This window comes from Dongia sp. agr-C8 (assembly GCF_054658695.1).
The window spans coordinates 97,155-123,058 of record NZ_BAAGHZ010000002.1 but is presented as its reverse complement, the minus strand read 5'-3'; the positions used below and the strand labels follow the sequence as shown (position 1 = coordinate 123,058).

Annotated in this window: 29 protein-coding genes and 1 tRNA gene; 16 read left to right on the top strand and 14 right to left on the bottom strand. The window is 66.2% G+C overall.

The window, feature by feature from the left end:
* Positions 1–133: 133 nt before the first annotated feature.
* Positions 134–1,810, top strand: a complete 1,677-nt coding sequence (locus ACYQ4T_RS07950) for a methyl-accepting chemotaxis protein (protein ID WP_459852299.1) — start codon at positions 134–136, stop codon at positions 1,808–1,810.
* Positions 1,811–1,880: 70 nt separating this feature from the next.
* Here the strand turns inward: ACYQ4T_RS07950 and ACYQ4T_RS07945 are convergent, their stop codons facing one another.
* A complete protein-coding gene (locus tag ACYQ4T_RS07945; protein ID WP_459852296.1) occupies positions 1,881–2,504 on the bottom strand; it encodes a TetR/AcrR family transcriptional regulator in 624 nt (207 codons plus the stop codon).
* A 127-nt stretch (positions 2,505–2,631) separates the two neighbouring features.
* On the opposite strand from ACYQ4T_RS07945, the gene ACYQ4T_RS07940 reads away from it, so the two are divergent.
* Positions 2,632–3,306, top strand: coding sequence for a peroxiredoxin-like family protein (locus tag ACYQ4T_RS07940; RefSeq protein WP_459852294.1), 675 nt, complete (start codon positions 2,632–2,634; stop codon positions 3,304–3,306).
* 17 nt (positions 3,307–3,323) lie between these two features.
* A complete protein-coding gene (locus tag ACYQ4T_RS07935) occupies positions 3,324–4,247 on the top strand; it encodes a DMT family transporter (RefSeq protein ID WP_459852292.1) in 924 nt (307 codons plus the stop codon).
* 59 nt (positions 4,248–4,306) lie between these two features.
* Here the strand turns inward: ACYQ4T_RS07935 and ACYQ4T_RS07930 are convergent, their stop codons facing one another.
* Positions 4,307–5,749 (bottom strand): aldehyde dehydrogenase family protein, encoded by a 1,443-nt coding sequence (locus ACYQ4T_RS07930; RefSeq protein ID WP_459852290.1) that lies wholly within the window; start codon positions 5,747–5,749, stop codon positions 4,307–4,309.
* A 234-nt stretch (positions 5,750–5,983) separates the two neighbouring features.
* On the opposite strand from ACYQ4T_RS07930, the gene ACYQ4T_RS07925 reads away from it, so the two are divergent.
* Both ACYQ4T_RS07925 and ACYQ4T_RS07920 read left to right on the top strand, forming a co-directional pair.
* Positions 5,984–6,325, top strand: coding sequence for a GFA family protein (locus ACYQ4T_RS07925; protein ID WP_459852288.1), 342 nt, complete (start codon positions 5,984–5,986; stop codon positions 6,323–6,325).
* A 12-nt stretch (positions 6,326–6,337) separates the two neighbouring features.
* Positions 6,338–7,567, top strand: coding sequence for an MFS transporter (locus ACYQ4T_RS07920; RefSeq protein WP_459852285.1), 1,230 nt, complete (start codon positions 6,338–6,340; stop codon positions 7,565–7,567).
* Here the strand turns inward: ACYQ4T_RS07920 and ACYQ4T_RS07915 are convergent.
* Positions 7,564–8,424: an NAD(P)-dependent oxidoreductase gene (locus ACYQ4T_RS07915; protein ID WP_459852283.1), complete on the bottom strand. Its 861-nt coding sequence runs from the start codon at positions 8,422–8,424 to the stop codon at positions 7,564–7,566. The two genes, ACYQ4T_RS07920 and ACYQ4T_RS07915, sit on opposite strands and share 4 nt — an antisense overlap.
* A gap of 98 nt (positions 8,425–8,522) precedes the next feature.
* Between ACYQ4T_RS07915 and ACYQ4T_RS07910 the strand changes: the two genes are divergently transcribed.
* Positions 8,523–9,950 (top strand): serine hydrolase domain-containing protein, encoded by a 1,428-nt coding sequence (locus tag ACYQ4T_RS07910; RefSeq protein WP_459852281.1) that lies wholly within the window; start codon positions 8,523–8,525, stop codon positions 9,948–9,950.
* Here ACYQ4T_RS07910 and ACYQ4T_RS07905 read toward each other — a convergent pair.
* Genes ACYQ4T_RS07905 through ACYQ4T_RS07895 form a run of 3 tightly spaced genes read right to left on the bottom strand, consistent with a single transcriptional unit; the run spans position 9,910 to position 12,573 of the window.
* Positions 9,910–10,581, bottom strand: a complete 672-nt coding sequence (locus ACYQ4T_RS07905) for a DUF6064 family protein (protein ID WP_459852279.1) — start codon at positions 10,579–10,581, stop codon at positions 9,910–9,912. The two genes, ACYQ4T_RS07910 and ACYQ4T_RS07905, sit on opposite strands and share 41 nt — an antisense overlap.
* On the bottom strand, positions 10,582–11,484 hold the full coding sequence (locus ACYQ4T_RS07900) for an aldo/keto reductase (protein WP_459852277.1): 903 nt from the start codon (positions 11,482–11,484) through the stop codon (positions 10,582–10,584).
* A 12-nt stretch (positions 11,485–11,496) separates the two neighbouring features.
* The gene (locus tag ACYQ4T_RS07895; RefSeq protein WP_459852275.1) at positions 11,497–12,573 is read right to left on the bottom strand and encodes an adenylate/guanylate cyclase domain-containing protein; all 1,077 of its coding nucleotides are present in this window, start codon (positions 12,571–12,573) and stop codon (positions 11,497–11,499) included.
* A gap of 100 nt (positions 12,574–12,673) precedes the next feature.
* Between ACYQ4T_RS07895 and ACYQ4T_RS07890 the strand changes: the two genes are divergently transcribed.
* Both ACYQ4T_RS07890 and ACYQ4T_RS07885 read left to right on the top strand, forming a co-directional pair.
* Positions 12,674–13,114, top strand: a complete 441-nt coding sequence (locus ACYQ4T_RS07890; protein WP_459852273.1) for an SRPBCC family protein — start codon at positions 12,674–12,676, stop codon at positions 13,112–13,114.
* Between the two features lie 142 nt (positions 13,115–13,256).
* Positions 13,257–14,804, top strand: coding sequence for a S8 family serine peptidase (locus ACYQ4T_RS07885; RefSeq protein ID WP_459852271.1), 1,548 nt, complete (start codon positions 13,257–13,259; stop codon positions 14,802–14,804).
* A 51-nt stretch (positions 14,805–14,855) separates the two neighbouring features.
* Here ACYQ4T_RS07885 and radC read toward each other — a convergent pair whose 3' ends face one another.
* The 4 genes from radC to ACYQ4T_RS07865 all read right to left on the bottom strand — a co-directional run bounded on the left by radC (position 14,856) and on the right by ACYQ4T_RS07865 (position 17,660).
* Positions 14,856–15,557, bottom strand: coding sequence for a RadC family protein (gene radC / locus ACYQ4T_RS07880; RefSeq protein ID WP_459852269.1), 702 nt, complete (start codon positions 15,555–15,557; stop codon positions 14,856–14,858).
* A 13-nt stretch (positions 15,558–15,570) separates the two neighbouring features.
* Entirely contained in the window at positions 15,571–16,395 is an 825-nt protein-coding gene (map, locus tag ACYQ4T_RS07875; protein ID WP_459852267.1) for a type I methionyl aminopeptidase, read from the bottom strand.
* A gap of 76 nt (positions 16,396–16,471) precedes the next feature.
* Positions 16,472–17,188, bottom strand: a complete 717-nt coding sequence (sfsA, locus tag ACYQ4T_RS07870; protein WP_459852265.1) for a DNA/RNA nuclease SfsA — start codon at positions 17,186–17,188, stop codon at positions 16,472–16,474.
* 19 nt (positions 17,189–17,207) lie between these two features.
* Entirely contained in the window at positions 17,208–17,660 is a 453-nt protein-coding gene (locus ACYQ4T_RS07865; protein WP_459852263.1) for a PAS domain-containing protein, read from the bottom strand.
* Between the two features lie 155 nt (positions 17,661–17,815).
* On the opposite strand from ACYQ4T_RS07865, the gene ACYQ4T_RS07860 reads away from it, so the two are divergent.
* The 4 genes from ACYQ4T_RS07860 to ACYQ4T_RS07845 all read left to right on the top strand — a co-directional run bounded on the left by ACYQ4T_RS07860 (position 17,816) and on the right by ACYQ4T_RS07845 (position 19,326).
* Positions 17,816–18,169 carry a hypothetical protein gene (locus ACYQ4T_RS07860; protein ID WP_459852261.1) on the top strand — a complete coding sequence of 118 codons (354 nt, stop codon included), beginning with the start codon at positions 17,816–17,818 and terminating at the stop codon, positions 18,167–18,169.
* Positions 18,170–18,183: 14 nt separating this feature from the next.
* Positions 18,184–18,960: a competence/damage-inducible protein A gene (locus ACYQ4T_RS07855; protein ID WP_459852259.1), complete on the top strand. Its 777-nt coding sequence runs from the start codon at positions 18,184–18,186 to the stop codon at positions 18,958–18,960.
* A gap of 25 nt (positions 18,961–18,985) precedes the next feature.
* Positions 18,986–19,074, top strand: a tRNA-Leu gene (locus tag ACYQ4T_RS07850).
* Between the two features lie 75 nt (positions 19,075–19,149).
* Complete coding sequence (locus tag ACYQ4T_RS07845) at positions 19,150–19,326, top strand: hypothetical protein (RefSeq protein ID WP_459852257.1); 177 nt, start codon at positions 19,150–19,152, stop codon at positions 19,324–19,326.
* Between the two features lie 51 nt (positions 19,327–19,377).
* On the opposite strand, the gene ACYQ4T_RS07840 is transcribed toward ACYQ4T_RS07845, so the two are convergent.
* Together ACYQ4T_RS07840 and ACYQ4T_RS07835 are read right to left on the bottom strand one after the other, a co-directional pair.
* Positions 19,378–19,773 carry a hypothetical protein gene (locus ACYQ4T_RS07840; RefSeq protein ID WP_459852255.1) on the bottom strand — a complete coding sequence of 132 codons (396 nt, stop codon included), beginning with the start codon at positions 19,771–19,773 and terminating at the stop codon, positions 19,378–19,380.
* A 142-nt stretch (positions 19,774–19,915) separates the two neighbouring features.
* On the bottom strand, positions 19,916–20,494 hold the full coding sequence (locus ACYQ4T_RS07835; protein WP_459852253.1) for a hypothetical protein: 579 nt from the start codon (positions 20,492–20,494) through the stop codon (positions 19,916–19,918).
* 270 nt (positions 20,495–20,764) lie between these two features.
* Here ACYQ4T_RS07835 and ACYQ4T_RS07830 point away from each other — a divergent pair, with 270 nt between their 5' ends.
* The gene (locus ACYQ4T_RS07830; RefSeq protein ID WP_459852251.1) at positions 20,765–21,493 is read left to right on the top strand and encodes a hypothetical protein; all 729 of its coding nucleotides are present in this window, start codon (positions 20,765–20,767) and stop codon (positions 21,491–21,493) included.
* A 12-nt stretch (positions 21,494–21,505) separates the two neighbouring features.
* On the opposite strand, the gene ACYQ4T_RS07825 is transcribed toward ACYQ4T_RS07830, so the two are convergent.
* The gene (locus tag ACYQ4T_RS07825; RefSeq protein WP_459852249.1) at positions 21,506–21,925 is read right to left on the bottom strand and encodes a hypothetical protein; all 420 of its coding nucleotides are present in this window, start codon (positions 21,923–21,925) and stop codon (positions 21,506–21,508) included.
* 226 nt (positions 21,926–22,151) lie between these two features.
* Between ACYQ4T_RS07825 and ACYQ4T_RS07820 the strand changes: the two genes are divergently transcribed.
* From ACYQ4T_RS07820 to ACYQ4T_RS07810, 3 genes are all read left to right on the top strand, one after another.
* Positions 22,152–22,550 (top strand): COG4315 family predicted lipoprotein, encoded by a 399-nt coding sequence (locus tag ACYQ4T_RS07820; RefSeq protein WP_459852247.1) that lies wholly within the window; start codon positions 22,152–22,154, stop codon positions 22,548–22,550.
* Between the two features lie 80 nt (positions 22,551–22,630).
* Complete coding sequence (locus ACYQ4T_RS07815) at positions 22,631–23,233, top strand: hypothetical protein (RefSeq protein ID WP_459852245.1); 603 nt, start codon at positions 22,631–22,633, stop codon at positions 23,231–23,233.
* 66 nt (positions 23,234–23,299) lie between these two features.
* Positions 23,300–23,782 carry a hypothetical protein gene (locus ACYQ4T_RS07810; RefSeq protein ID WP_459852243.1) on the top strand — a complete coding sequence of 161 codons (483 nt, stop codon included), beginning with the start codon at positions 23,300–23,302 and terminating at the stop codon, positions 23,780–23,782.
* Between the two features lie 13 nt (positions 23,783–23,795).
* Here the strand turns inward: ACYQ4T_RS07810 and ACYQ4T_RS07805 are convergent, their stop codons facing one another.
* Complete coding sequence (locus ACYQ4T_RS07805; protein WP_459852241.1) at positions 23,796–25,799, bottom strand: oxidoreductase; 2,004 nt, start codon at positions 25,797–25,799, stop codon at positions 23,796–23,798.
* Positions 25,800–25,904 lie beyond the last annotated feature (105 nt).

The following is a 25,904-nucleotide window of genomic DNA, read 5'->3' as shown; positions in this document are numbered from 1 at the left end:
AGTTTTATCGTATCGCGATTATTGCTCAGCAGGTTGTGTATTAAGAATATTTTCAGGCGAAAGGATTATCAATCGGTCACATGAGCGCAACCTGGCGCTCTGCCGGATACCATAATGCGCTTAGGAGCTCTCGATGAAGAATATCCCGATCGGAACCAAGATTGTCGGCCTGGTGCTGCTGCTCTCGCTCATCACGGTGGGCGCCATTGGCTTCGCAGCATTTCGAATGGTCGGGATCGACGATGTCTACAGCGATCTCCTCACTGGGCCGGCGCAGGAAGCGGTGGCGATTCCGCGCGCCAATCGGGCCTTAGCCCAGACCCGCGGCGACATTTATGCAATCATCGCCGAGACGACGCCGGAGCAGATGAAGGCCTTGAGCACCGTGCTCGATGCCGACAAGGATCAGTTTAACAAATACATCGGGATCGCCAAGGCGGCGCGTCCGGAAGACGCCGCAAAGCTCGATGATTTCGCCGCGCGCTACGCTACCCTCTATGCCTCGATCCGACAGGCCGCAGACCTCGGACTCGCCAACAAGAATGACGAAGCCATGGCGATCCTGTCGGCGCAGATTCGGGAGCCGCTGGCCAAGCTGACCACCGACATGGTCGCGCTTTCGGAAGCGGCCATCAAGTTCCAGGATGAAAGCTCGGACGCCGCGACGGCGTCGACCTGGTCCACCGTGTATCTGGTTCTCACCATGGTCGGCCTGGGCTTGGCGATGGGCCTGGGATTGGCTCTGTTCATTGCCAGCTTCGGCATTTCGAAGCCGATCGCGGCGATCACTGGGGCGATGCGGGCGCTCGCCAACGGCGACAAGACCATTGCCGTGCCGGGGCAGGACCGCAAGGACGAGATCGGGACCATGGCGGCCGCGCTCGGCGTCTTCAAGGACAATATGATCGAGGCGGACCGCCTGCGCGAGGAGCAGGAAGCGGCGAAGCAGCGCAGCGAGGCGGAGCGCCGTCAGGCCATGCTCGATCTCGCGGACCGGTTCGAAGGCTCGGTCGGCAGCGTGGTGAACGGCGTCACGGCGGCGGCGACCCAGCTGCAATCGACCGCACAGTCGATGTCGGCGACCGCGGAGCAGACCTCGCGCCAGTCCACCGCCGTGGCGGCGGCTTCGGAGGAGACCACCCAGAACGTCCAGACCGTGGCCTCGGCGACCGAGGAGCTCTCGGCTTCCATCGGCGAGATCACCAGCCAGGTCAGCGAATCGACCCGAATCGTCGGCGAAGCCGTCGCCCAGGCGAACGACACCAACTCGAAGGTGCAGGGCCTGGCGGATGCGGCCCAGCGCATCGGCGACGTCGTTCGCCTGATCAATGACATCGCCGGCCAGACCAATCTCCTGGCGCTCAACGCCACGATCGAAGCGGCGCGTGCTGGAGAAGCCGGCAAGGGCTTCGCGGTCGTTGCCTCGGAGGTCAAGACCCTGGCGACTCAGACCGGGAAGGCCACCGAAGAGATCGCCGGTCAGGTCCGCGCGATTCAGGAGGCGACCGAAAGCTCGGCGCAGGCGATCTCCAGCATCGTCCAGACCATCAACCGGGTGAGCGAGATCTCGACCGCGATCGCCTCAGCTGTCGAGGAGCAGGGCGCCGCGACCCAGGAGATTTCCCGCAACGTCCAGCAGGCGGCGCAGGGCACCCAGGAGGTCTCTGGGAACATCTCCGGCGTGACTGACGCTGCGGGCCAGACCGGACACGCGGCGCGCCAGGTCCTCGACTCTGCCGGCGAACTCTCGCGCAACGGCACGCTGCTGAAGACTCAGGTCGAGGAGTTCCTGCGCACCGTGCGCGCCTGATTTCCGGCTGCGGGAGGATGAAAGGCCGGGCCGATGGCCCGGCCTTCTTGCTGCCGGCGGATGCAATGTATCAGTGTTGCCGGATGGCACGCTTGGGTCGTGACCCTCGGGCTTCGGCCGGCCAGGCGCGCATGGCGACGGTCGCGATATCGCGCAACGCCGCGACGTCGCCCAGCGCTTTGTGCATCACGCCGAGGCTTTGCGTCACCGCGCTGTAGAAGCGCGCGAGCTGCTTCGGGCTTGCACTCGCCGGGATCTGGCCCTCTTGCCGGGCTCGCGCGATCGCCTGTTCGAGCAGAGCCTCCATGGTTCGGATCTTCTCGGCCACATGGACGTCGATCCGATCCGACCCGGTGCCGAAGGCGAGGCTGGTATTGGTGAGCAGGCAGCCGCGCGGATTGGCGGGATCGCCCATGCGGGCGATGATCGCCTCGAGCAGCCGCTGGATGCCGAGGCGCACGTCCGGGTTGGACAGGTGCCGGAACGGTGCCGCGCCATGGCGTTCGACATAGCGATCGAGCGCCGCGATGAACAAGCCTTCCTTGTCGCCGAACGCGTTGTAAAGGCTGCCGCGCCCGAGCCCGGTTGCGGCCTCCAGCTCCTGGATGCTCACTACGTCATAGCCGCGGCGCCAGAATACATCCGCGGCGCTGGCCAATACCTTTTCGGCATCGAACTCTTTGGGTCGCGCCATCTCTTGCGCTCCGATCCTGGCTTGCGAATTTTTGAACGTTTATCACAGAATCATTCTTGACTGTTCATTACAAAATGGGCCTGATGCCGACCGCGACGATTTGTCGGTCCCGCAACAGGAGCCCCCCATGTCCCTGCAAGAGAAGCTTTCCGCCTTCAAGGCCAGGTTCGAATCCGGCCAGCCACCGTTCGAGGCGGTTCCCGCCGCCGCCCATGAGGTGATGCAGCGCGCGCTGGACGAGCTGCGCGCCTCCGGCATCGCCGAGCGCGCGGTGCGCAGCGGCCCGGCGCCGGTCTTCGCGCTGGAAGACGCCAACGGCATGCGCGTGAGCATCGGCGATCTGTTGATGAAAGGGGCCGTGGTGTTGAGCTTCTATCGTGGCGCCTGGTGTCCCTATTGCAATATCGAGCTGCAGGAACTGGAGCTCCATGCGGCGCGCATCCGATCCGCCGGGGCGACCCTGGTCACGGTCACCCCGCAGAGCGCCGCCAATAGCCGCAAGGTGATCGAGCAGCATAAGCTCAGTTATCTGATGCTCAGCGATCCCGGCAACGCCGTCGCCGAGCAATATGGCTTGCGATACCGCATGCCCGACTACCTGGTCGCGCTCTACCGGCAGCTTGGCGTCGATCTCCCGGCTTTCAATGGCGACCCGAGCTGGACGCTGCCGATGCCGGCGCGTTACGTGATCGACCGCCAGGGTGAGATCCGCTACGCCAAGGCCGATCCCGACTACACCCGCAGGCCGGAGCCGCTGGAGGTCATTCCGGTGCTGGAAGCGCTGACCAGAAGCGCGGCCTAGGGCCGGGCATGGGCAGGATGGCCGATATCGGACAACCGGCGGGCGCGGCGCCGGCATTCGACCGACGGCGCGCGATCGGCCTGTTGTGCGGCCTGCTTTCGGTCATCCTGTTTTCCAGTTTCACGCTGGCCTCTCGGATCGGCTTTTCGTCGTCGCTGACCCTGCCCGATATCGCGGCGCTGCGGTTCGGGATCGGCGGCATGTTGTTGCTGCCGGTGCTGTTGCGCCGGGGGCTTGCGGGAGTCCGCTGGCGGCATGCCGTGCTGCTGGCCTTGTTCGGCGGCCTGGGGTTTGCGCTCGCCGCCTATGCCGGTTTTGCGCTCGCCCCGGCGGCACATGGCGCCGTGCTGCTGCACGGCACGCTGCCGCTGACGACGCTCGCGGTCCTCAGCCTATCGGCGCCGCAACGTCGCACTGCCGCGCAGAAGCTCGGCACCCTGGTCATTGCCGGCGGCATCCTGCTGATGGGCCTCGACAGCTGGGCCGGGGCCAATGCGCGGCAGCTGCTCGGCGACGGCTGCTTGCTTCTGGCCTCGCTGCTCTGGTCGGCCTACGGCGTGCTGTCGCGCCGGCTTGGGCTGCCGCCGGCGCAAGGCGCGGCCATCGTCGCCGTGTTCTCGATGTGCGCCTTCCTGCCGGTCTATGCCGTGCTTCCCGGCAGAGCGCTCCTTCAGGTCGCCCCGCATGAGCTGCTGCTGCAGGCTCTCGTCCAGGGCGTGCTCATCGGTGCGGTGTCGATCTTCGTCTATACGCGGGCGGTCGCGAGCTTGGGGCCGACCACCACGGCATTCTTCACCGCCGCGGTTCCCTGCGTGACCACGCTGGCGGCGATCCCGCTGCTTTCGGAAGTCCCGGGTCCCGCGGGAATGCTCGGCGTCGCCGCCGTGACCGGCGGAATGATCGTCGGCCTGCTTGCGTCGCGCAGCGAGGCCCGGCCTTAAAAAGAAGAAGCCGGGCAAGACCGCCCGGCTCCCAGCTTCGTCTCTTTGACGCGAACGACTTAGGGTCGCGTATACGCGGTCTTGACCACGGTGAAGAACTCGCGCGCCAGCTCGCCCTGCTCGCGGGAGCCGTAGCTGGAGCTCTTGCGGCCACCGAACGGCACGAAGTAGTCGACGCCCGCGGTCGGCAGGTTGACCATGGTCATGCCGGCCTCGATGTTGCGCTTGAAGTGGGTCGCGTGCTTCAGCGAGGTGGTGCAGATGCCGCCGACCAGGCCGTATTCGGTGTCGTTGGCGACGGCGAGGGCCTCGTCGTAGTCCTTGACCCGGATCACATTGGCGACCGGGCCGAACACTTCTTCGCGGCTGATCCGCATGTTGTTGCTGGTCTCGGTGAACAGCGCGCAGTTGAGGTAGTAACCCTGGGTCTTGCGGTTCAGGAGCTCGCCGCCCCAGGCCAGCTTCGCGCCTTCCTTCTGCGCGATGTTGATGTATTCGAGGTCCTGGTCGAGCTGGCGCTGGTCGACCACCGGGCCGATCTCCGCGCCCGGTTCCAGGGCGTTGTCGATTTTCGCCTTCTTCAGCCGCTCGATCATCGCCGCCACGAACTTGTCGTGGATGCCCTGCTGCACGATCAGGCGCGAGGAGGCGGTGCAGCGCTGTCCGGTGCTGCCGAAGGCGCCCTGGAACGAGGCCTCGACCGCGATGTCGAGATCGGCGTCGTCCAGCACCACCATCGGATTCTTGCCGCCCATCTCCAGCTGCACGCGGGCGAGACGCTTCACGCAGGCCTCGGCGACCGTCTTCCCGGTCTTGGTCGAGCCGGTGAAGGTGACCGCGGAAACGTCCTTGTGGTTGATCAGCGCATTGCCGACCACCGAGCCCGAGCCCATGGTGAGGTTGAGCACGCCCTCGGGGAGTCCCGCGCGCTGCAGGATATCGACCAGGCTCCAGGCGCTGGCCGGGACGAGATCGGCCGGCTTCAGCACGACCGTATTACCGAACGCGAGGGCGGGGGCGACCTTCCAGGCCGGGATCGCGATCGGGAAATTCCACGGCGTGATGATGCCGACCACGCCGAGGCCCTCGCGAGTCACCTCGACCTCGGTGCCGGGGCGGAGGCCCGACATCTTGTCGCCGTGGATCCTGAGCGCCTCGCCGGCGAACCACTTCAGCACCTGGCCGGCCCGCGTCGCCTCGCCGATGCCTTCGGGCAGCGTCTTGCCCTCTTCACGGCTGAGCTGCTTGCCGAGCTCTTCCTTGCGGGCGATGACTTCGTTGCCGGCCTTGTCCAGGATGTCGGCGCGGACCTGCGGGCTGGTGCGCGACCAGGCGGCGAAGGCCTTCTTCGCCGCCGCGACCGCGTCATTCACCTGATCCGCCGTGGCCGCAGCGAAGGCGCCGACCGGATCGCTCTTGTCGGAGGGATTCTCGTTCTGGCGGGTTCCCGAACCTTCGACCCACTGACCGGCGATCAGGTTGCGCTTCACTTCCATGTTCATGACGGCTCCGCTGGAATTGTAGGATGATTTCGGCCGGTAACTTAGTGCGCCAAGCTTGATCCGGCAACCGCGATGCCGCCGCAGAATCCACGAGAAAATACTTGTTATTTCAATTGGTTATTGCGCACCGGGCGGCATCTTGGAAAAAATCGGAAACGGCTGTCGATTCCGGGTGCCTGCCTTCGACGTGTTCTCAAGAGCTTGCCGTGGGGACGGCAGCCAAGGGAGCGAAGCATGGTCTATAAAGGAAGCTGTCACTGCGGCAAGGTCGCCTTCGAGGCCGAAGGCGAGCTCACGGCCGCCCTGTCCTGCAACTGCTCGATCTGCGCGCGCAAGGGTGCGCTGCTCTGGGCCGTGCCGAGAGCGCAGCTGCGCTTCCGGCTGCTGCCGGGCGATCTGGGCGAGTACACCTTCAACCGCCATGTGATCGGCCACCGCTTCTGCACGACCTGCGGCATCCACACCCATGGCGAAGACAAAACCGGCGGCAGTGATGTCTACATCAACATCCGCTGTCTCGAAGCCGTGGATCTCGACAAGATCCCGCTGCACCACTTTGATGGCCGCTCGGTTTAGGGGGAAGATGCAATGAAATGGCACTATGGCTGGGTGATCGTGCTCGCCGGCGCGGTGATGACCTGTATCGGTGCGGGCGCGCTGTTTTCCCTCCCGGTCTTCCTGAGACCGATCGAGACCGATACCGGCTGGTCGATGACGGCGCTCGGCGGCAGCATGAGCATCGCCTTCCTGGTGATGGGCGCCGCCGGCTTCGGCTGGGGTGCCTTGAGCGATCGGATCGGCGCGCGGCCGGTCCTGGTGGTCGGCAATCTGCTGGCCGGTCTCGGCCTCATCATGGCCAGCCGCTCCGCCACCTTGCTCGAATTCCAGATCTGGTATGGCGTGGTGATCGGGATCGCCGGCGGCAGCTACTTCCCGCCGTTGATCGCGACCACGGTCGGCTGGTTCGAGAAGCACCGCAGCCTCGCGGTCTCGCTGGTGTCGGTCGGCATCGGCGTTGCGCCGATGACGGTGTCGCCCTTCGCCGAATGGCTGATCGCGACCTATCAATGGCGCGAAGCGCAGTTCATCATCGGCGTAGCGGTCCTGGTACTGCTGGTACCGATGGCTTTCCTGATCCGTCGCCCGCCCGACGTGCCGGTGGATGTCGCGGAAACGCCGCAACCGATGGCGCCGCAACCGATGGCGGCGCAGCCGGAGCAATCCAGCCTGACGGTCGGGCAGGCGCTGCGCACGCCGCAATTCATCGTGCTGGCATTGGTGTTCTTCGCCTGCTGCGCTTGTCATTCCGGCCCGATCATCCACACGGTGAGCTTCGCGCAGCTCTGCGGGATCGCGCCGGCTTATGCAGTGACAATCTACAGCGTCGAAGGCGTCGGCGGGCTGTTCGGTCGCTTCGTGCTCGGGCTTGCCGGCGACCGGTTCGGCGTGAAGCCGACATTGATCGTCGGTCTCCTGATCCAGGCGGTCGGGGCGGGGGCCTATCTCTATGCCGGCAATCTCGAGGTCTTCTACATCGTCGCCTTCATCTTCGGCTTCGCCTATGGCGGGGTGATGCCGCTCTATGCGGTGCTGGCGCGCGACTACTTCGGCCCGAAGATCATGGGTGCGATCATGGGTGCTGCGGCCATGATTTCCAGCCTCGGCATGGCGCTCGGGCCGGCGATCGGCGGCTGGGTCTACGACACCTGGAACGCCTACACGGGCCTCTATGTCGCCTCGGCGGTGGTCGGCCTCGGGGCGGTGGCGATCGCGCTGGCCTTCCCGCCGCAGCGCAGGGCGGTGATGCGCCCTGCCTAGGTCTTGCGCATGTAATCGGCGAGCGCCGACCAGTCCTTGTCGCCGAGGCCGGCATGGACGGCCTCGGTCATCTGGTCGCGCACCGCCTCGAGGATCGGCAAGCGCTCGCCGGCGCGCTCCGCCGCCTCGGCGGCGAGCCGCAGGTCCTTCAGGCCCAGCGCCATCTTGAAGCCCGGCGTATAGTCCTCGGTCACGATCTTGGCGCTGTAGCTCTGGTAGACCCGGCAGCCAAACAGCGATTCCAGCACCAGCTCGAAGAAGGCCTTGGCTGAAACACCATTGCCCTCGGCCAGCAGCGTCGCCTCGGACATCGCGCCGATCGCCATGCCGATCATCATGTTGCCGGCGATCTTCGCGGCATTGGCTTGCGCGGGTTGATCGCCCATCACCCAGGTCTTCTTGCCGATCGCCGCCAGCAGCGGCGCCACTTTGTCGATGGCATGCTCGGCGCCGCCGACCACGACATTGAGCTGTGCCGCCTCGGCGACATCCGGCCGCCCGAAGACCGGCGCGGAGACATAGCCGATCCCGGCATCGGCATGCCGTGCCGTCAGCTCCTCGGCCAGCGCGATCGAGATGGTCGAGCAGCCGACATGCACCAGGCCCTTGGGGGCGTCCTTCAGCAGTCCGCCGTCGAGCACCACCGCACGCAAGGCCGCGTCGTCGGACAGCATGGTGAACACCACCTCGGCTTGGAACGCCTCGCGCGCGGTCTTGACCAGGGTCAGCCCGGTCGCATCGACCCCCGCGGAATCGATGGGAGAGCGGTTCCAGGCATGCACTTGATGCCCGGCCTTGGCGAGATTGCGCGCCATCGCGATGCCCATCTTGCCGAGACCGATGAAGCCGACGTCCATGACCTTCTCCTCTGATGCCTCGCCGACAATCTAGCCGCCGGCTTGCGGTGCCTGCAAACCGCCTGTAACGATGGCAGCCATCGGATTTTTGCGGGGGCATGATGTTCCAGGAGCTCGATGCGATCTACGAACGCTACCAGCAGGCGGAGAACATCCCCGGCCTGGTCTACGCAGTCATCCTGGACGGCAAGCTGGCCCATGCAAAGGGCATGGGCGTCGCTGCGCTGGAGAGCCAGGCGCCGGTCGGGCCCGAGACCTTCTTCCGCATCGCCTCGATGACCAAATGCGTGACGACGCTTGCCGTCCTGCTGCTGCGCGACCGCGGCAAGCTCTCGCTCGACGCCGCCGTCGCCGACCTGGTGCCGCGCTTTGCCGGGCTCAAGCTGCCGACCGCGGACAGCCGGTCCATCAGCCTGCGCGACCTCCTCACGCACCAGGCCGGTTTCGTCACCGACGATCCCTGGGGCGACCGCCTGCTGCCGCAGCCGCTCGGCGACTTCAACGCGATGCTGGAGGCGGGGATGCATTTCGCCCGCCCGCCGCGCATCGACTTCGAATACGCCAATCTCGGCTATACCTTGCTGGGGCGCGTGGTCGAGGCGGCGAGCGGCGAGCCCTATTCCGGCTTCGTCCGCCGTGAGATCCTGCAGCCGCTCGGCATGCAGCAGACCACCTTCGAGATCGACGACCTGCCGGACGGTGCGCTGGCGCCCGGCTATCGCCGGCACGACGACACCTGGTCGCCGGCCGAGCTCGAGCATGACGGCGCCTATGGTGCCATGGCCGGAATCGTCACCAACACCGTCGAGTATGCGCGCTTCGTCGCCTTCATGCTCGATGCCTGGCCGCCGCGCGACGCCGCGGAGAGCGGGCCGGTCGCCCGCGCCGCGCGCCGCGAGCTCGCGTCCCTCCACAGCGGCCCGCGCGCGCCTACCCCGCGCAAGCACCAGGGCCGCGAGGTCTGGACCGCCAGCGCTTACGGCTACGGCCTGATCAACTCGGTCGAGAGCGAGCTCGGCCGCTATCTGCACCACCGCGGTGGATTGCCGGGTTACGGCTCGCATTTCCTGTTCTCGCCGGAAACCCAGGTCGGCATCTTCAGCTTTGCCAACCGCACCTATGCGGCGATGAACGAGCCCAATATCGAAGCCGCGCAAGCGCTGAAGGATGCCGGCCTGTGGAAGGCGCCAGCCGTCCCGGTCAGCGCGCATCTGGCGCCGGCGGTCGAGGCGGTTTCGCGGGTCTACCGTGCCGGCCGTATCGCCGAGGCCGCGCCCCTGCTCGCCGTCAACTTCCTGCTCGACCGCCCGGCGGAAGAATGGGACCGGCATCTCGCCAGGCTGGCTGGGCAGATCGGCGAGCTGCGGCATATCGATGCCGCACCGACCCACGCCTTGTCGGCAAAGCTGACCTTGGTCTGCGCGCGCGGCGCCGCGCAGGGACAGCTCATCCTCACGGGCGAGCCGAGCCCGCGCATCCAATCGCTCACCCTCGAGGCGACAACGGACGCCGGACTGCCCTTGTGAGCAGGGCCAAGGTGACGAAAGCAACCGCGGCGAAGGGCATCCAGGCTTGGGCCTCGCCCATGGTGCGGAGGGTTACGCCGCTGAGCAAGCACCAGAGGATCGGGATCGGATAAAGCAGCCAGACCCACGGCCCGCGCAACACGATCAGGAAACCCAGCGTCGCGATCACCGTGGGATCGGGCGCGATGCCGAAGATCTCGGAAGTGGCGCGATCGCGCCCGTGCAGCAGCGGGACGCCGACCGTGGCAAAGGCCAGCAAGAGATAGCCGACCCAGGCGATGATCCCGCGCGGCCGGACGGCGACCGGCGCGCAAAAAACGATCAGCGGAAGCAGGATCGCTTCGAGCGCGAATGCGGGCACGACATAGGCGATCGCCCAGTTGATGCTGGCATAGCGATGCCAGAGAAACGCATAGCCGACGAATCCCCAGGCCAGCGCCAGGATGAGCGAAGCCCCGCGGATCGCATGGGGTCCGCCACGCGCCGCGAGGAAGGTCACGATGCCGCCCAGGGCCAGGGTCACCACCGGCAGCGGCCAATAGGCCTCGTTCTGCAGCGCGAACATCCGCCAATAGCTGCGCGGCGAGAACAACAGGAAGTCCTCAGGCGCGTAGGTCCACCATTCCGACATTCAAAGATCCCGCAGCCTGGTAGAGATGCGTTCGCGCAACGCCGGGTCGGGCAGCGGACCGGTTGCGGCGGCCAGGTTCTCGCGCACGTGATCGACCCGGCTGGTCGCCGGGATCGCCACCGTCACCGCCGGATGCGCCAGGATGAATTTCAGGACGATCTGCGCCCAGCTCGCGGCGCCGATCTCGCCCGCCCAATCCGGCAGCGCCTCGCCCTCAAGCCGGCGGGTCAGCCGGCCTTGCTGGAACGGCCGGTTGACGATCACGGCGATGCCGCGCTCCGCCGCCAGCGGCAGCAGCCTTTCCTCGGCCTCGCGATCGATCGGATTATAGGTCAGCTGCACGAAGTCGAGCGGGTGGTTGCGCATGATCTCTTCGAAGAGGTCGTGCCGCCGTCCCTCGGACGTCGTGATGCCGACATAGCGCAGCTTGCCCGCCGCCTTCATTTCCATGAGCAGCGGCAGCTTGGTCTCCCAATCGACCAGATTGTGGACCTGCAGCAGGTCGAAGCGTTCGACGCCCCAATACTGCCGTGTCGTCTCGATTTGGGCCGCTCCGTCGCCCGAGGTCCAGACCTTCTCGGCCGAGAACAGCGCCTTCGGGCGCCCCAGCTTGTTCAACCCATAGCCGATCACCGGCTGGGCCGAGCCGTACATCGGCGAGGAATCGATCATCCGCCCGCCGCCTTCGAAGAACGCCGCCATGACGCCAGCGCATTCTTCCCGGAGCTTCGGGTCATCGCCGACGTTGAAGGTGATCCAGCTGCCGAGCCCGACCATCGGCATCGCCTCGCCGCTGGAGGGAATGGCGCGGGTCGACGGCGATGTCTCCGCAGCGCGCGCCGTGCTGGAAAAGAAGGGTGCCACCGCTGTGGTTTGCAGGAATGCCCGGCGCGTGGTCTTCATCCGATCCTCCCTTCAATCCGGCAGCGTATAGACGGGGCAGGGCACGGCGATGCCGCGCAGCGCATGCGTTCCCAACGATACCAGCGGGGTGGCGGTTTCCGCAGCCACCGCACCCGAGATCAGGATGGAGCGCTCGAGGGGCCGGCACAATCCCTCCAATCGGCTGACCAGGTTGACCGCCGGGCCGATCGCGGTGAAGTCCAATCGGTCGGCGGCGCCGATATTGCCCCAGAGGATCTCGCCCAGGTGAACGGCGATGCCGAAGGGCAGGGGCGGCAATCCCTGGGCGGCCCGCGTCTTATCGAGATGCGCCATCCCAGCGCGCGCGGCCGCGACCGCGCGCAAGGCCGCGTCACAGGCGCTCGCTGCAGACTCGCCGCCGACCGGAAAGATGGCCAGCAATCCGTCGCCCATGAACTTCAAGATCTCGCCGCCGAAGGCCTGCACCGCCAGGCCGATGCGGTCGAACCAGGCGTCGAGCGCGGCGATGACCGAAGCGGGCGCGGTCGAGTCCGAGAGCGCGGTGAAGCCGCGAAGATCGGCGTAGAGCAGGGCGGCCCGGATGGTCTCGCCGACACTGCGCCGCAGCGGGCTGCCCATCACGCGCGCCGCCGTGCGCCTGCCGAGATAGGCCTGCAGCGCCACGCGCAACGTCGACCGGGCGGCGATTGCCGCGAGCGGCGCGGCTGCAAACCGCGCCGCTTGGCGCAGCCGCTCGGCTTCATCCGGCGTGAAGGCGCGCGGCCCGATCCAGCCCAGCATCGGCGCATCCGCGCCGCTGCCGGCAGCCTCTTCGTGGACGACGCCCGGCGCCAGCCCCTGCAACCAGAGGCGGCCGGCATTGCCCGGGTCGTCGGCGCTCATGCCGCCGGCAAAGCCCAGCGCCTCCATCACCGCGCCGCTATCGGCGCGCCAGAGCCAGGTGCGGTGCGCGATGATCGGATCCGGCACGGCCAGGGTGAGGGCGCCGCCGGCGAGCGGCACGCCGTCGGCGATCAGTCGTGCGCCCAATCCCGAGAGCAAGGCATCGGCGGCCGGCAACGCCGCGGCATCGTCAATCAGCCAGGAGAGCGCCGAGGGAAGCTGCATTTTTGCTGTCAGTTTCTGTCAGGAGTGGTTCCCGCGGGCTCTTGTGCCCGCGGCGCGCCATGCTTTCATAAGCCGGGGGCGGGCATCAAGGAGAGGCGCGATGGCGGATGGATTCGTGTTGCGCACCGAAACGCAGGTCGCCGCCCCGGCCGCGACCGTGTTCGCATTCCTGATCGATCCGGAGAAGCTGCTGCGCTGGATCGGCAACGGCGCGACCATGGAGGCGCAGCCCGGCGGCCTCTATCTCCTCGAGAAAGTCTCCGGCCGGAACACCGCGCGCGGCACCTTCAAGGAAGTCGTGCCGGTGCATCGCCTCTCCTACACCTTCGGCTGGGACGAGGATCCCGGGGTTCCGCCGGGATCGAGCCTGGTCGAGATAGACCTCATCGAGCAGAACGGCGGCACCCTGGTCCGCATGACCCATAGCGGCCTGCCGACCGAACAGGACCGCGCCAACCACGAGAAGGGCTGGAAGCATTATTTGGAACGGCTCAGCGCGGTCGCCGCGGGCGCCACGGTCGGGCCGGATCAGAAGTGGTGAAGCGGCCACCGTCCGCGGCCTGAGCGGGAACATCCCAGGTCGCCGTTATCTGTTGTCTCCTCATATCACGCCGATGTAACGGCCCGATTGCAAGTATGTCTCGCATTGGGTGGCCGGCGTACATCTACTGAGGAGGAGCCTGATGGCATACGAATACAAGGTCATGGGGGAGACGGTCCGCCTGGACGTCGATCCGACGGTCGTCGCTGTCCGGTTCCACAATGCGCAGCCCAGGAGCGCTCGAGCGCTGGCGATGGAACGGGCCGGGGCTGGCGCCTTCGCTACGCGTTTCGAGGTGCCGGGTGAGAAACTTACGATCGTTCCTGCATCGGCTGGCCCGCTTCGGCCGATTCCCTCTGATGGAAGCCAGCCGCTCGGGACCATCCATGCCCTCAATGCTCAGCCCGAGGTTTCGCATGCGTTGCCGGTGTTCCGTGTCGATGGCAACCAAGTGGTCGCGACGGACCGGGTCATCATCGGCCTCGAAGACGTCGCTCTGGCCGGCAGGGTCGTCGATAAGTACGCCCTCAAGCTGCTGAGAACTCGCGACGACAAGATCGTCTGTGAGATTCCCGAAGGCGCCGATGTATTTGCATTGGTGGCAAGTCTCGACGGCGAACCCAACGTCCGCTTCGCCGAACCCGATTTCGTGACCATCGGGCGGCATGTTCCAAGTCGCATTTCTCCTCCGATCACCGCGCTGACGACCGGCATCGGCAGTCAATACGCGATGCAGATCACGGAGGCGACCGCGGCGTGGCAGATCGCATCCGGCAATCCCGCTGTTACGATCGCGATCCTCGACGAGGGGGTCGATACCTCGCATCCGGATTTGGCTGCCGCGGTGACCGGGACGTTCGATGCGGCCGATGACGACACGTTCCAGGAACCCAATGCCTGGGATGGCCACGGGACCTGTTGCGCCGGGTTGGCCGCAGCCCGCGGAGTCTATGGCGTCGGCGTGCGTGGCGTGGCCGCCGGTTGCTCGATCTTTGCCGTGCGTATTGCCTTTTCGGCGTCGAATGGCGGGCCATGGGTCACCACCAACGACAAGATCGCGCGCGCAATCGCGTGGAGCTGGCAAAAGGGAGCGGACGTCATCAGCAACAGTTGGGGCGGAGGAGCGCCGTCGAACGACATAGCGGAGGAGTTTGCTCGGGCCCGAACGAAGGGGCGGGGCGGACGCGGCTGCGTCGTGGTTATTGCCGCTGGAAACTCGTTCGGCGCAGTGAGCTTTCCGGCAACGCTCACCGGCGTCGTTGCGGTTTCTGCGAGCAACGAGTACGACGAGGCGAAGACGCCAACCAGTCGCGACGGCGAAACCTGGTGGGGCACGAATCATGGTTCGCAGGTGACCCTAGCTGCCCCCGGCGTGCACAACCTGACGACCGACATCATAGGCGCAGGCGGTTACGGAAGCGGCAACTATCTGCCGACCTTCAATGGGACTTCCTCCGCGACCCCGATCGTCGCCGGAGCTTGCGCATTGATGCTGTCGGCAAGACCCGGCCTGCGCGAGAGCGAAGTGCGCGCTGCCCTCGCCCAGGCGGCCGATAAGGTGGGCGCATACCCCTATGCCAACGGCCGCAACGACTTCTTCGGCAGCGGGCGCCTCAATGTCCTCAAGGCCTTGCAGACCGTCGGTGTCCAGGGCGCGGCAGAGGCCGGCCGGGCGGCGGCCACCGGCTGAGCGACAGCCGTTGCCTCCGCGATCAGGTCTCGTCGATCTCCTGCGCGGGCATCAACGCGCGCCGTCGATGTAGCCGAGGCTGCGCAGGCTCACATGGCCCTTGCGGCCGATGATGATGTGGTCGTGGAGCTGGATGCCGATCTTCTCCAGTGCGGCCTTCACCGCCTTGGTCATCTCGATGTCGTCGCGCGAGGGCGAGGGATCGCCGCTCGGATGGTTATGCGCCATGATGACAGCGGAGGCATCGAGGGCCAGCGCGCGCTTCGCCACCTCGCGCACGTAGACCGGCGTGTGGTTGACGGTGCCCTGGCTCTGCTTCTCGTCGGCGATGAGCGCGTTCTTGGTGTCGAGGAACAGCAGGCGGAATTGCTCGATGGGCTCATGCGCCATCACCGAATGGCAATAGGCCAGCACAGATTTCCAGGAGGCGAGAACTGGCTTCTCGGTGATGTCCTGTTTCTGCATCAGGAGGGCGGCGGCCTGAATGGCCTTGATGGTGACGATCGAGGCTTCCCCGACATCGTCGACATCCAGAAGTGCATCCGGGCTCGCCGCCATGACGCCGGCGAAACTGCCGAAGCGCTTGAGCAGCGCCTTGGCGATGGGTTTCATGTCGCGCCGCGGCTGCGCTTGGCCAAGGAGCAGTTCGAGCAGTTCATAGTCGGCGAGGGCGGTCGGGCCGCCCTCCATGAATCGCTCGCGCAGCCTTTTGCGATGGCCGAGATAGTCTGGTTTCTCCGCGACGTCCCCCACCGCCGCAGACGCGTCACGCCGCGTAGGGCGGGTGATGCATGCCCTTCGGCGAGAGGGTGAAGATCTCGCGACCGGTTTCCGTCACGCCGACGGTATGCTCGAACTGGGCGGAGAGCTTCTTGTCGCGGGTGACCGCGGTCCAGCCGTCCTCCAGGATCTTCACGTCGAAGCGGCCGGCGTTGATCATCGGCTCGACGGTGAAGAACATGCCGGCCTTGAGCTCGGGTCCCTGGTTCGGGCGCCCGAAATGCAGGATCGACGGCGTGTCGTGGAAGATCCGCCCGATGCCGTGGCCGCAGAAGTCGCGCACCACCGAGAAGCGGTTCTTCTCGGCATAGGTCTGGATCGCATGGCCGATGTCGCCGACGGTGGCGCCGGGGCGCACCATCTCGATGCCGCGCATCATCGCCTCGTAGGTAACGTCGATCAGCTTCTGCGCCTGCACGCCGACCTTGCCGACCAGATACATGCGGCTGCTGTCGCCATGCCAGCCATCGACGATCACGGTCACGTCGATGTTGACGATGTCGCCATCGAGCAGTTTCCGCGGGCCCGGGATGCCATGGCAGACCACGTGGTTGATCGAGGTGCAGATCGACTTCGGGAAGCCGCGGTAGTTGAGCGGCGCCGGAATGGCGTTCCGCGCCACGATGTAGTCGTGGCAGAGCTTGTCCAATTCGTCGGTGGTGACGCCGGGCTGGACGTGGTCGGTGATCATGTCCAGCACTTCGGCCGCGAGATGCCCGGCCTTGCGCATGCCCGCGAATCCGGCGGCGTCATGGGTCTTGATCCGACGATCCTCGTTGATCCAGTCGTCCGAAACGTCTTTTTTCTGCATGTTCAATTCGCTAACCCGCTCATCCGACAAGCATAACCCCAGAGGGTTGCGGTTGGAAGGTTTCTAACCGCCGATCCTAGCCGTGGATAAAGGCGATCTCATGGCCCGCGTCAATGCCGAGCGGGCTGATTTCGCAGGAAAAGGCCCGGATTTCCACGCCTTGGGCGCGGGCCTGGGTCATCGCCGCCGCATAGGTTGGATCGATGTCGGCGGCGAGTCGCACCTCGCGGCAATCGCTGCGCTGGACCAGGAACAGCAGCACCGCCCGCTGGCCGGCCTGGGCCAGCAGGCCGAGCTCGGCCAGGTGCCGGCTGCCGCGATCGGTCCTGGCGTCGGGGAATTCGGCGATGCCGGCACGGCGGGAGAGGGTGACGCTCTTCACCTCGACCCAGCAGGGCTGGCCCCCCAATTCCAAGGGCGCATCGCCGAGGCGAAAGTCGAGCCGTGACACGGCGCCGACCTTCACCTCCCGGGCGATGCTGGCGCTGGGCAGATCGGCGAAGGCGCCGGCCGCCAGGCCCTCGGCGACGATCGCATTGGCCCGCCCGCTATTGATCCCGACCACCGCCGTCACGCCCGACGCCATGCTCTCCACCAGCTCCCAGCCATAGGGCAGCTTGGTCCCGGTCTTCGGCGCGAGCCAGCAGCGGCTGCCGGGCTCGGCGAGGCCCAGCATCGATCCGGGATTGGGACAATGAACCGTGAGGAATTCTCCGCCGATTTCCACGTCTGCCAGGAAGCGCTTGTAGCGCTTGATCAGGCGCGCTTCGACCAGGGGCGGGGAGAACTGCATGGCGTCAGGCTAACCGCAATCAGTCGCTGGGCGGGCTGAAGTCGGTATAGACCAGGATCTGCGAGACACTCTGCCCGTCCTCGCTCAGGGGCAGGAAGATCACATGGCTGTTGTCGAGCCGGTCCCGGTTGGTGATGACGGTCTTCAGATCGACATGCGGCTGCCCGGACAGCTGCACGCGGCTGTAATTGGCCAGCACGGCCTCGCGGCTGGCGCCGAGGAAAGCTTCGCCGACCGGACGGCCGGTCGGGTCGCGGCCGCGGGCCTGGACCTCGCGCGTGCCGACCAGGCGATAGACGAAGCGCCGTTCGTCGGCGACGACGTCGACAATCATCAGCGCCGGCAGGTAGCCAACCAGCTCCGCCGGATCGATGTCGGCGCGCCGCGGCATACGCCGGTCGCCGCGCTTTCGATCCCAGTAGCGAAACAGAGGTTCCAGGCCGGCCGGAACGGGATGGGGCGAGGCGGTCACGAAGTCTTTCCCAGCGATTCGGTGTTGTTCATAGCAGATTTTCCCAGCCATCCCCACCCGATCGCGCCGATATTCCCATCTTCCCGCAGTTGCACCGCGCTCCGGTTCGGGGCAAGTTAATTGCAAATTCCGCTTTCGGATCCGGGGCTTCCATCATGACGCGACGACGTACCGCAGCCGCCACCAGGGCATTCCTTGGGGCTTCCACGCTTGCGGGTCTGGTCCTGCTCAGCGGCTGCTCCTTCTTTTCCCACGCCACCACCTGGACCAAGAACGGCGCCACCGAGGAACAGGCCCACAGCGATCTGGCGCAGTGCAAGGAGCAGGCGGACGTGCAGACCGCCCGCGATCGCGACATCGACCAGGACATCTCCGCCGCCGAAACCGGGGGCAACGCCGGAATCGACACCTCGCCGCTGCAGAACATGCAGTCCTACAAGGGCGACCGGCGCTACAAGTCGATCCTCGAGGACTGCATGGCCCAGCTTGGCTACAGCAAGGTCGAGTGACCGGGCGCGCATCGATGTCGGACAACCAAACCAAGCCGCCCAAGATCGTCACCGCCGCCATCCTGGTGATCGGCAACGAGATCCTCTCCGGCCGCACCAAGGACGCGAACCTGCATTATCTGGCAACGGGTCTCACGGCGATCGGCATCCGCCTCATGGAAGCGCGGGTGGTGCCGGATGTCGCCGCGCGCATCATCGAGGCGGTCAACGCGCTGCGCGGCGCCTACGACTACGTGTTCACCACCGGCGGCATCGGCCCGACCCATGACGACATCACCTCGGAGACGGTGGCTGAGGCCTTCGGCGTGAAGCTGATCAAGCATCCAAAGGCGGTGGAGCTGCTGACCCAGCATTACGGCGAGGCGAACCTGACCGAGGCGCGGCTCAGGATGGCGCATGTGCCGGAGGGCGCGTCGCTGATCGACAACCCGGTCTCGACCGCGCCGGGATTCCGCATCGGCAATGTCTATGTGCTGGCCGGGGTGCCGGCGATCTGCCAGGCGATGTTCGACGGCTTGAAGGGCGGGCTCACCCGCGGCGATCCCGTTCATTCGAAGACGGTCAGCGCCCATGTCGGCGAAGGCGTGATCGCCCGCGACCTCGGCGCGCTGCAGCAGCGCTATCCCAGCCTCGACATCGGCTCCTACCCGTTCTTCCGCCAGGGCAAGTTCGGCGCCAGCTTCGTGATCCGCGGCACCGACGAGGAAAAGATCGGCCAGGCCGCTGCCGAGCTCCGCAGCATCATCCGCGCCTTAAACGCCGAGCCGATCGAAGGGGAGACGCCGGCGTAAGAGCGTGTCACCCTCGCGCACCATCGCCCGCTTGGTGGAATTGGTAGACACACAGGACTTAAAATCCTGAGGCTCGAAAGAGCCGTGCCGGTTCGAGTCCGGCAGCGGGCACCATCTCGGCTACCGCACACAGCGCTTCGCCGAGTGAGGACATAACGCGGATGCTAAGCTGGCGCCCGGACGGCCAGCTTGAATATCGAGGAGCGAATGATGGTCAGGATTGCGATTGCGGTGCTGCTGCTGGCGCTGACGGGTTGCGTTGCCCCGATGCCGACGGGCGACGAAGACAACCGCCTGCTGAACCAGAGCGCGCCACCCGACGGCGCGCCGACCGCCCCGTGGATGCCGAGAATGATTTTCGAATAGCGGGGTCGGCGGTGCGCGGCGCGTTGCAGAGCGCGCCGCGCACCATCCGGATCAGTTCGGCTTGGCGGCTTCGATCGTCGCGCCGATGCTTTCCGCGCCGCATTTCTGCACCATCGCCTTCCAGCAGCTGTTGAGCGCCGGGCTGCGGTTGGTGGTGCGGTAGAAGCCGGTCATCATTTGCTTAGTGCCCGCGGCATCGCCGAGCTTGATCGAGCGGATCAGGTCCTCGAACTCGTCCCCGAGGACGAAGGCGCGCCCGGCCCGGCTGGCGTCGCCGACCGGACCGCAGTTCGCATCGACCGCCGCGAAAGCCGCCACCTTGGAGTCGCCTCGGTCCATGAGACACTTCGCCTGGGCCGACTTCGGCCAGGCATTGTAATCATCCGCCGCAGCGGCATTCGCGAATGCGGTGACGGTCAGCGCCGCCGCGATAATCAAACCCTTCATCAGTCTTCCTCTGTCAATAAATACCCCGGAGGCCACTTAGCATAGGCACCGGGCGAAAGTCGACTCACCCCGTCCGGGAGAATTTGGGGGGGAGAATCGAAGAGGATCTGCTGTGTGAATAGGGTCGGGTCCGCGGACGGCTTCAGGCGCCGGTCGCCGCAAGATGGGGCGGTTTCCGCCGCCAGCCCAACAGGCCCATGCCGCCGAGCGCCGTCGCCAGCAGCGGAAGGGCCGCGGGGATCGGCGTCTCGGTGACGCTGAGCGTCTCGATGAACCCGCCGACCGGCCGGCTGGCACAGAGGCCGCCGCAGAGGAAGAAGTAGACGGATTCGTTGCCGAACACCGTCACCATCTGGAAGCCCGAAAGGTCGGTCGTGTGCATGTTCAAGGTGAGGAGCTGGCCCGCAACACCGGGGACCGCCGTGGCGCTGTTGTGGAAGACCAGCTGCGTCATGGTCGCCGAGGTGGTGAAGCTGTCGATGGAGAACCCGCTATAGCTCGCTCCCAAGATCTGGGCGCCGGTCGTCGACGAGATCGATGCATCGACCACGGTGTGGGTCGTCAGGTCGAGGCTGAAGGTTCCGTTGATGACGCCATCGACCGAGCCCGCAACCACGGAACCCGCCGTCAGCCCGAACGTCACGATGGTGTTCGCGCCGGCCGGTGCAGCGAGCAGCCCGCCGAACGCCAAGCCGGTGAGCAGGATGACAAGGCGCAGCATGCTCCACCCCCAATTGCAGCTTGAGGACAGGCTACCGGCCGGGGAACCACAGTCAAGCGGTGGATTTCGGACACCTGTAGGCGGTGCATGCAAGCGCCATGGACATAAAATCCTCATGCGCAAACGGGTCGCGGCGAGTTCCTCGGGCTCCGGTCATGAAATGACCAAAGCGGTCAATTCGATGACAACAGCCGGAAATCAGGCGCGATCATTTTTCAACCTATTGCTGTCGCGGGAGAGACTCGCTTAGGCTGCGCATCTGCATATGCAATGGGGATGAACATGTCTATTCGGCAAGCGGCGCGTCTCTCGGCCAGGCTGGTCGCGCCTGCCCTGGTCCTGCTGCTGGCGATCGCGTCGCAAGCCTCGGCCGCGACCATCACGGCGACCTTTACCGGGACGGTGAAGACCGGTCTGGATTCCACCGGCGTGTTCGGAACGCCCGGCGCCAATCTGGCGGGCGCCGCTTACAGCCTGGTCTATGCGGTGGATACCGCGCTCGGCGATTATTCGACGTTCAATGGCACGATCACCGACCCGCTGCTGTCGGGTGACCAGCTCTTCGGCGGCAAGTCCGCGGTGCTCACCATCAACGGCCACGGCTATGCCTTCATCGGGGACAGCTCGCCGAGCGGTAATTTCGACCTTGCCGCGTCAAAGCCTGGCTTCGTGGGACTCGCCTATCAGGTCGCCAACTTCGCTCAACATTCATCGGTGCTGGTCAGCCTCTCGACCACGAACCCCGGCCCAGGCTTTCCGACCTCTCTCTTGGCTGCCGCCGTAATCAACAGCTGCCCACCGGGTTCGTGCATCTTTGGCGGCAGCTTCAACATCCCGACGTCCGGCCTGGCGGTGCTCACCGGGTCGTTGAACTTCGGCAGCTTGAACGTCGCCGTCGCGACCACGCCGATCCCGGCGGCGTTGCCGCTGTTGATCTCGGCGCTCGGCGGCCTCGGCTTCGTCGGCTGGCGGCGTCGGAGCGCTGAAACGGCGGCCTGAGCCCGCCGCGGCTCAGGGCAGCCGGATCGTCTTCTTGGTCTGGCCGCCGGCCTTGACCTTGAGGTCGAAGTCCTTCGCGTACTGTGCCTTCTGCCCGGTGGCGTGCACCTTGTAGCTGCCGGGGGCGAGCTCGATCAGGACCCAGGGGCCGTTGCACTGCACCTGGAAGACCTGCTTGCCGCTTGCGTCGGTGACGGTGACCGCGGGGTCGCCGAGGAAGTCGCCGTTGGCGGCGGCGAACTCCAGCCGCACCGGGAAGGCAGGCCAGCGCGGGTCGCCGCGGCTCGCCTTGCCGACGCCGGCGCAGGCATATTTGATTCCGTTGGCCTCGAGGATGGGGTCGCCGGCGCCCTGCGCGGCGGCCGGCAGCGGCACAAGCAGCAGCCCGAGCAGAGCCAGGGCAAGCGGCAGCGGTGAACGCGACGTCGACATCCTGTGTTTCCCCTTGAAGTTCCAGCGCGCGGATTATGCCGATCGGTCGCGCAAACACGAAGCGGTGATTTGCCGGTGCCGGATGAGGGGTCTAGCCTTCGATCGGCCGGGTGATCAAGCCTGCCCGGTGCTCTCACTGCGCACCATCATCCACCGCGGGACCTCCGGTCGCCGCGACGGGTGATCCGTTGCGCCTCGGATCGACAACTTCACAATGGAGACCGCGATGACCGAGATGACGAAGATCGGGCTTTTCGGATTCGGGTTGGCGACCGCTTTGGCGCTGGCCTTGCCGGCCGCCGCCGAGGATTACGGCCCGTTCAAGGAGATGGAGACCGCGGCCGGCGAGGTGCTGGTCGATGCCAAGGGCATGACGCTCTACACCTTCGACAAGGACGAGGCCGGCAAGTCGAACTGCAGCGGCGAATGCGCCAAGGCCTGGCCGCCCGCCATGGCGATGGAAAGCGACAAGCCGGTCGGCGGCCTCACCATCATCAAGCGCGACGACGGCAGCCTGCAATGGGCCGACGACGGCAAGCCGCTCTATACGTTCGTGAAGGACACCAAGCCGGGCGACGTCACCGGCGACAACTTCAAGAACGTCTGGCACGTGGTTAAGGAGTAGTGCGCCCCGAAATTGCGCCTCGACGCGAGGTGGCGTCGAGGCGCAATTTATCCTTGCTGGGATCTCCTGGGACGACCGCCATGCTGCGCCGATCTCTCGCCTTCGCCGGATTGCTCGCCTTGAGCGGCTGTGCCTATGACGCCGGCTATAACCAGAGCAATTATGCAAGCCAGCCCACCAGCGTTGCCGGCTATTACAGCGCGGCCGGTCCCGGTGCGCCCTATCTCCCGGGCTCGCCGGTCTATGGCGCACCCTATGCGGGCGGGCCGGTCATCGGCGGCATCTATGTTTATGGCGATGCACGCGACGACTATGGCGGACCGGTCTTCTCGCCCTATTACGGCATCAAATGCGATCGCCGCCGAAATCTTTGCTGGAGCCGCAACGGCCCCAACTACGGGTGGAGCTATCGCTTCTTCGGCCGCCGCCATGCCTATTGGAAGAACGACGACGGGCATGACGGGAACTGGAACGGCGGGAATTGGGGCGATGGGGGTTGGAGCGGCGGCGGCCACGACGGCGGCGGAAACAATGCCGGCCCCGGCTCTGGAAATCACGGTGGGGGCAACCCGGGCGGGGGCAACCAGCCCTGGGTCTACCAGGTTCCCCCGGAACCCGATGGCAGCGGCGCGCCGACCTTCTACCCCAACCCCTGCGGCGGCAACGGCCAACCGCCTTGTTGAACCTTGTGTAAAGTCACGGCGACGCATTAGCCTGATCAACGGCCAAGCATCGGGAAAGCCACGACCATGACTCAGTTTCTTCGCGGTGCCGCTCTCGCGGCGCTTCTGTGCGCGACGTCACTCTCCGGGGCGAAGGCCGAGGACGCCTTCTACCTCGGCCAGTGGAAGATCACCGGCGCCGCGCCCGGGCCGTGGATCAAGTCCGACGCCGAACTGTTCCCGGACGAGATGAAATCCCTGGTCGGCCAGACCATCACCCTGAAGGCCGACGCGATCGAAGGCCCGGGCGGCTTCCCCTGCAAGGGTCCGAAATACGAAGTGATGCAAGGCGGCCCCGACATGCTGTTCCAGGGCGCTTTCGGCGAGATGCAGGCGCAGGATTCGTCGGTCGATCCGCAGGCGCTGGCGGAGAAAGTGGGCTTCGCCGGCAAGCAGTATCGTACGGTGCTGACCGGCTGCGAGTTCGCGGTCGATTTCAGCTTCGGCGAGGACAAGGACACCGCAATGTTCGCGCTCGACAACGCGGTCTACACCTTGAAGCGCCAATAATCAGAGACAGTTGTCAGAGCGCCAACGCTGCCGCGCGGCCTTCATAGATCGCCGCCGGGGCGTGCCGCGCCGAGACGCAGTCGCCGATCGCGGTGAAGCCGATCCCGGCGGCGTGGAGCTCTTCGGCCAGCTCCTTGTTCGGCTGGTTGGTCAGGGCCAGTACCAGGTCGTCCGCTTCGATCTCGGTCTCGCTGTCGTCCAGCAGGCTGCGGATCCGCGCGCGGCCGTTGGCCCAGCCGGCGATCGCCGATTCCACATGGAAGACGACGCCGAGCTTCTTCAGCCGCGAACGCAAAGGCCCATCGGCCGCGGTGCGCACGAGATCGCGGCCGACCAGCGAATCCGGCGTTACGATCGTGACCTGGTGACCCTTCTCGGCGAGCTGCCAGGCGGTGCCGCAGCCGCGCCAGCTGCCGCCCTCGTCGATCAGGATGACGCGTGAACCCGGATTGGCCTCGCGGCTCATGATCGCCTCGACCGGCCAGACCCGCGGGCCGGCGAGGCCGGTCTCGTGCGCCGGCTTCGGCCAATAGCGCTGCTGCGGCGCCTCCACCGGCCGCGAGCCGGTCGCAAGCAGCACCGTGTCGGCGCCGATCGCGCCGATGCTGTCGCTATCGGCCAGTGTGTTGAATTCAACTTCGACGCCGAGCCGCTTCAACTCGCCTTCATACCAGCCGAGCAGGTCGAGGATCTGCGCCCGGCGCGGCTGCAGCCCGGCGAGCCGGAACTGGCCGCCGAGCTTGTCGGAAGCTTCCATCAAGGTGACGCGGTGGCCGCGCTCGGCCGAGGCGCGCGCGGCTTCCAGCCCCGCCGGACCGCCGCCGACCACCAGGACATGCCGCTTCCTCTCCGACTGGGCGAAGCGGTCGCCGCCCCATTGAAATTCGCGCCCGGCGGAGGGGTTGACCAGGCAGGAGATCCAGTAGTCGCGATGCCGCCGGCCCCAGCACATCTGGTTGCAGGAGATGCAGCGGCGGATCCGCTCCGGTGCGCCAGCCTTCACCTTGCCGACCCAATGCGGATCGGCGATCTGCCCGCGCACGATGCTGACCGTGTCGGCATGCCTGGCCTTCAAGAGGCTCACGGCGTTCTCCGGGGTGCGGATATGGCTCTCGGACTGCACGCGGATATGCTTGACGTTGCGCTTGATCTCCGCGGTCACCGGCTCGGTCAGCTTCTCGCCATAGAGAAAGGGCGGGATGATGGTGGTGAAGTCGAAATAGCTGCCGCTGCCGACGGTGACATAGTCGAACAGCGCGCGCTCGTCGTGCCAGGCGATCGCCGCCATCTGGTCCTCGGCCGAGGCGACGTCCGGCCGGGTGGGGTCGATGCTGATCGCCATGCCGATGACGAAATCCTCGCCGCAGGTCTTGCGCATCGCGGCCAGCAGCTCGGCGGAGAAGCGCATGCGGTTCTCGAAGCTGCCGCCGTATTTGTCTTCGCGCTTGTTGCTGTAGGGCGACCAGAACTGCTCGATCAGCGCGTTGTAGGCCGCCATCAGCTCGCAGCCGTCGAAGCCTGCATCTTTCGCACGCTTGGCACAGCGGGCGAAGCTGGCGATGATCTCAGCGATCTCGCCCTCGGTCATCGCGTGGCTGCCGTCGGAATCGTGCATCGAGACGAGACCGGAGGGCGACCAACTGGCGCGATAGGAGTTGTCCCAGTCGCCATGGGCACCGACGTGGTAGAGCTGCTGCAGGATATGCGCGCCCTCGGCATGCACCGCCTCGGTGATGCGCCGGAAATGCGGCACGACCGAATCATCGTCGGCGCGGAAGTTGCCGCGGGTCAGCACGGCGGTCGGATGGACGGGGATCGGCTCGACCACGATCATCGCAGCGCCGCCGATCGCGCGCTCGCGGTAATAGCCGAGATGGCGGTCGCCAGGGAGGCCGTCGGTCGCCATGTTGGCGGTATGCGCGCCGAAGACCACGCGGTTGCGCAAGGTGAGGTGACGAAGCTGGAGCGGCTGTAGCAGGACCGTGAGGTCCTGCTGGGGCAGGTCGGCGGCAGGCATGGCGCGGACTCACTTCGATCTGTGACCGCGGTCATTGTTCCAGGGATTCGCGCCAGCGCCCAGCCGGAATCGCCGGCCGCTATACGCGCGTATGATGGAAGTGCG